At 73.9% G+C, this 4461-nt stretch carries 4 protein-coding genes; 3 read left to right on the top strand and 1 reads right to left on the bottom strand.

Annotated features, from left to right (window positions below; genetic code table 11):
* Together JNW91_RS29895 and JNW91_RS29890 are read left to right on the top strand one after the other, a co-directional pair.
* Positions 1–1061 (top strand): D-alanyl-D-alanine carboxypeptidase family protein (locus tag JNW91_RS29895; protein WP_238425947.1); only part of this gene is annotated, 1061 nt, incomplete at its 5' end.
* Between the two features lie 70 nt (positions 1062–1131).
* Complete coding sequence (locus JNW91_RS29890) at positions 1132–1938, top strand: peptidylprolyl isomerase (RefSeq protein WP_203178855.1); 807 nt, start codon at positions 1132–1134, stop codon at positions 1936–1938.
* 132 nt (positions 1939–2070) lie between these two features.
* On the opposite strand, the gene JNW91_RS29885 is transcribed toward JNW91_RS29890, so the two are convergent.
* A complete protein-coding gene (locus JNW91_RS29885) occupies positions 2071–3108 on the bottom strand; it encodes a LacI family DNA-binding transcriptional regulator (RefSeq protein WP_203178854.1) in 1038 nt (345 codons plus the stop codon).
* 231 nt (positions 3109–3339) lie between these two features.
* Here JNW91_RS29885 and JNW91_RS29880 point away from each other — a divergent pair, with 231 nt between their 5' ends.
* On the top strand, positions 3340–4308 hold the full coding sequence (locus tag JNW91_RS29880) for an acetylxylan esterase (protein WP_203178853.1): 969 nt from the start codon (positions 3340–3342) through the stop codon (positions 4306–4308).
* Positions 4309–4461 lie beyond the last annotated feature (153 nt).

The following is a 4461-nucleotide window of genomic DNA, read 5'->3' as shown; positions in this document are numbered from 1 at the left end:
CCGCCGTGCCCGCGCAGCGCGTGGTCGGTGGCGCGGGACTGGCCACCGACGGGCTGGTCGTGCCGGCCGGCGCCGGTGCGCCACCGGCGGTCAGCGCGACCTCCTGGCTGGTCGCCGACCTGGACACCGGTCAGGTGCTCGGCGGTTGCGGCCCGCACGAGTACGGCACCCCGGCGAGTGTGCAGAAGCTCCTGCTGGCGGCCACCATGATGCCCCGGCTGGACCCGAAGCAGACGGTCACCGTCACCGACGAGGACATGAACATCGAGCCCGGCTCCTCCGCCGTCGGCCTCGTCGCGGGCGGCCGGTACACCATCGAGACCATCTGGCTCGGGTTGCTGCTCAACTCCGGCAACGAGGCCGCCAACGCGCTGGCCCGACTGGGTAGCGGAACGGACAGCGCGGCCGACGGCGTACGCGCCATGAACGAGCAGGCGCACCGGCTCGGTGCGCTCCAGACGCACGCCGTCACCCCGTCCGGGCTCGACGGCAGGGGACAGTTCACCAGCGCGTACGACCTGGCGCTGATCGCCCGAGCCTGCTTCGCCCAGCCGACCTTCCGCCGGTACGCGCTCACCGAACAGACGCCGATCCCGGCCCAGCCGGCGCAGCGGACCAAGGGTTTCCAGATCCAGAACGAGAACCAGCTCATCTACCGGTACCCGGGTGCGCTCGGCGGCAAGACCGGCTTCACCGACCTGGCCCGGCACACCTACGTCGGCGCGGCCGAACGCGACGGCCGGCGGCTGGTGGTGACCCTGCTGGGCGCCGAGTCGGCGCCGAAGCGCGGCTGGGAGCAGGGCGCGGCGCTGCTGGACTGGGGCTTCACGCTGTCCCGCGACGCGAGCGTCGGTCGACTCGTCGAGCCGGGGGAGTTGACCGCCACTCCATCGGCCGCGCCGTCGGCGTTGGCGGCGCCGGGCGGGCCGCGGCCGGCAGCGGCCAGCGGGCCGGCGCAATCCGGCTCGGGATGGCTCTGGTCGGTGACCGCGATCAGCGGCGCCGGAGTGCTGGTGCTGTTGGGCGGGCTGCTGTGGCGGCGACGCCGTCGGCTGCTCTGACACATCGACAACCGGCCACGACCTCCATAGACTCCGGTCTTTCTGGCACCACGAGTCCAGGAGGATCCCTGTGCCGAGTGAACTCGAACCGCGCCCCGGGGTGGCGGCATCGCGCCGACCGGTGCGCGTGCTGACCCGCCTCGCGGGGGTGACGGTGCTCGCCGGGGCGCTGGTCGCCGGCGTCTCCGCCACCGCGTCCGCCGCGCCCGGACCGTCCGCCGACGCCAACGCCCGTCCGCCGCGCACCACCCACGGCCCGTGCGCGTACACCGAGACGCCCGACGAGCCGGCGGCCCGTCCGGTGCCCCTGCCGCCGGACCCGCGACGCACCCCGGACCGGGGCAGCGTCCGGGTGACCCTGGCGACCAACCACGGGCCGATCGGGTTGACCCTGGACCGGGAGGCCGCTCCGTGCACCGTGCAGAGCTTCCTGCACCTGGTCCGCAAGCGCTTCTACGACCGGACCCCGTGCCACCGGCTCACCGCGTACCCGACGCTGAGCGTCCTACAGTGCGGTGACCCGTCCGGCACCGGCGAGGGCGGCCCGGGCTACCGGTACCGCGACGAGCTGCCGACCGACCTGCCGCCGGCACCCACCGACCCGACCGGGGTACGCCGGCTCTACGCCCGGGGCGTGCTGGCCATGGCCAACGCCGGGCCGGACACCAACGGCAGCCAGTTCTTCCTGGTGTACGCCGACTCCGCGCTGCGGCCGAACTACACGATCTTCGGCGAGGTCGACGCGGCCGGGCTGGCCACGCTGGACCGGATCGCCGCCGGGGGAGTGGCCCCGACGGCCGAGGACCCGGCTCCGGTCGACGGGGCGCCAGCGTTGCCGGTGGAGATCCGCAGGGCGGTCCGCTCGCACCACCACTGACCGTACGGCGCGCGGTGGGCGGCCCCAGGGTCGCTCACCGCGCCGACGGTGACCCGCTCGGCGCGTCGGCCAGTGGAACTTCCGCGATCCGATCCGGAACGACGCGACCAGCGTCCGAGGCGGTTCCGCCCATCACGACGAGGCGCGCGACCCGGCCGGCGGGGCGGCGGTGCTGTCCCGCACGACAAGTTCGGTGGCCAGCTCGACCCGGGGCGAGTCGATGCCCTCGCCCTGGGACAGCCGTAGCACGGTCCGTGCCGCCAGCCGACCCATCTCGACCAACGGCTGGCGCACGGTGGTCAGCGGCGGGGACGCCCAGCGTGCCTCCGGCAGGTCGTCGAAGCCCACCACGCTGACGTCGTCCGGCACCCGCAGCCCGCGCCGCCGGATGGCCTCGTAGACGCCGAAGGCCATCTGGTCGCTGGCCGCGAAGATGCCGGTCGGCGGGTCGGCCAGGTCGAGCAGCGCCGTCCCGGCGGCGAACCCGGAGGCGTGGTAGAAGTCGCCCGGACAGACCAACTCGTCGTCGACCGGAATGCCCGCCGCCTCCAACCCGGCCCGGTAACCGTCGAGGCGGGCGCGGCTGCACAACAGGTGCGTCGGCCCGGCGACGAACCCGATGCGCCGGTGCCCGATCGACAGCAGGTGCTCGGTCGCGGCGAGCCCGCCGGACCAGTTGGTGGCACCGATCGTCGGCACGTCCATGGCCGGTACGCCGGCCGGGTCCACGACCACCACCGGCACGTTGAGGCGGCGCAGCTGCGCGTGCAGTGGGGGGCTCAGGTGCGAGGTCACGAAGATGACGCCGTCGGTGGCCCGGGTGCGCAGGTTCTGCAACCACTGCCGGGCGGCGGTCGGCTGCCGGTGAATCGCCGAGACCACGGTGCCGACGCCGGCACCGTGCCCCACGTCCTCGACACCCCGGATGATTTCCACGGCCCAGGGGCTGTCCAGGTCGTTGAAGACCAGGTCGACGAGGCCGGCGCGCCGGACGCTGCGGCTGCTGCGCCTCCGGTAGCCGTGGTGACGCAGCAGTTCCTCGACCCGTTCCCGGGTGTCCGGGGCCACATCGGAGCGTCCGTTGAGTACCCGCGAGACGGTCGGCACCGACACGCCCGCCTCCCGTGCGATCGCGGTGATGGTCACCCTGCGTCCGTCGTCCGCGCCCACCCGCGTCTCCTTCACCGGTCCGGAGGCGACCGCAAGCCGTCACCGCCGTGTGTCCCGGAACGGCGTGCACCGTTCCTCGCGCCATCTTGCCTCACCGATGGGGGTTGACGACATGCCAGGTCGGTTCTAGCGTTCGCCGGAGTTGCGGAAGATTTCCGGACATTTTTCGGGCACCTTTCGCCGTACCGGCCCGCCGGGCGGCTGTTCGACGCAGCGTCGAAAGGACGTCACGTGTACACCGACCTTTCCGAGAATCAGTTACGCGGCTACCGCAGCGCGGTGCGTGACCCGGGGGACTTCGACCAGTTCTGGGCCGCGACGCTCACCGAGGCGCGCGACGCCGGGTGGCCCGTGCGGGCCGAGCCGGTGGCGACCGGGCTGGCCGGCATCGACGTACTCGATGTGACCTTCGCGGGCTTCGCCGGCCAACCGGTGCGGGCCTGGCTGCGGGTGCCGCGCGGAGTCAACACCGCGCTCCCGACCGTCGTCCAGTACGCCGGCTACGGCGGCGGACGCGGGCACCCGATGGAGAACCTGCTCTGGGCGGCGGCAGGGTTCGCGCACCTGCAGATGGACACCCGGGGTCAGGGATCGGGCTGGAGCCGGGGCGACACCCCGGACCCCGGCGCCGCCGGCCCGGAGGCGCCCGGGGTGACCACCCGGGGCATCGCCGACCCGCGCACGTACTACTACCGCCGGCTGATCACCGACGCCGTCCGGGCGGTGGACGCCGTCCGGACCCTGCCGGTGGTCGACCCGACCCGGGTGGCGGTGCTCGGGCACAGTCAGGGCGGCGGCCTGGCGCTCGCGGCCGGTGCTCTGGCGCCCGGCCTGCGGGCGGTGGTCGCGTTCGTGCCGTTCCTCTGCGACATTCCGCGCGCAGTGGTGGCCACCGACGCCCGCCCGTACCGGGAGATCCGCGACTACCTTGCAATCCACCGCGAGGCCGAGGAGCGGGTGCTGAACACCCTGGCGTACGTCGACGGCGTCAACTTCGCCCGTCGCTGCCGCCGACCGACGCGGTTCTCGGTGGCGTTGATGGACGACATCGTGCCGCCGTCGACGGTCTACGCGGCCGTCAACGCCCACGCGGGGCCGACCGAGCTGTCGGTGTGGCGGTACAACGGTCACGAGGCCGGCGGGATCGACGACGACGAGGCGGCGCTGCTCTTCCTGCGGGAGCAGCTTCTGGACGGCTGATCGGGCGCGGGCGCGGCCCGGGGCTGATAAACAGGACTGGTGCGTCACAGCGTCGGCGTCGTGCTCGCGTTCGCCGCGCTGCTCGGCGGCTGCTCGCGGCCCGAGCCCCGCCCCGCGCCGCCCGTGTCCCCGCCGACCGCGGCGAGCCCCACC

It is taken from the genome of Micromonospora parastrephiae, from assembly GCF_016802865.1.
Lineage (GTDB): Bacteria > Actinomycetota > Actinomycetes > Mycobacteriales > Micromonosporaceae > Micromonospora > Micromonospora parastrephiae.
Note: the sequence above shows the minus strand (reverse complement) of the source record. Positions and strands in the feature narration are given on the sequence as shown.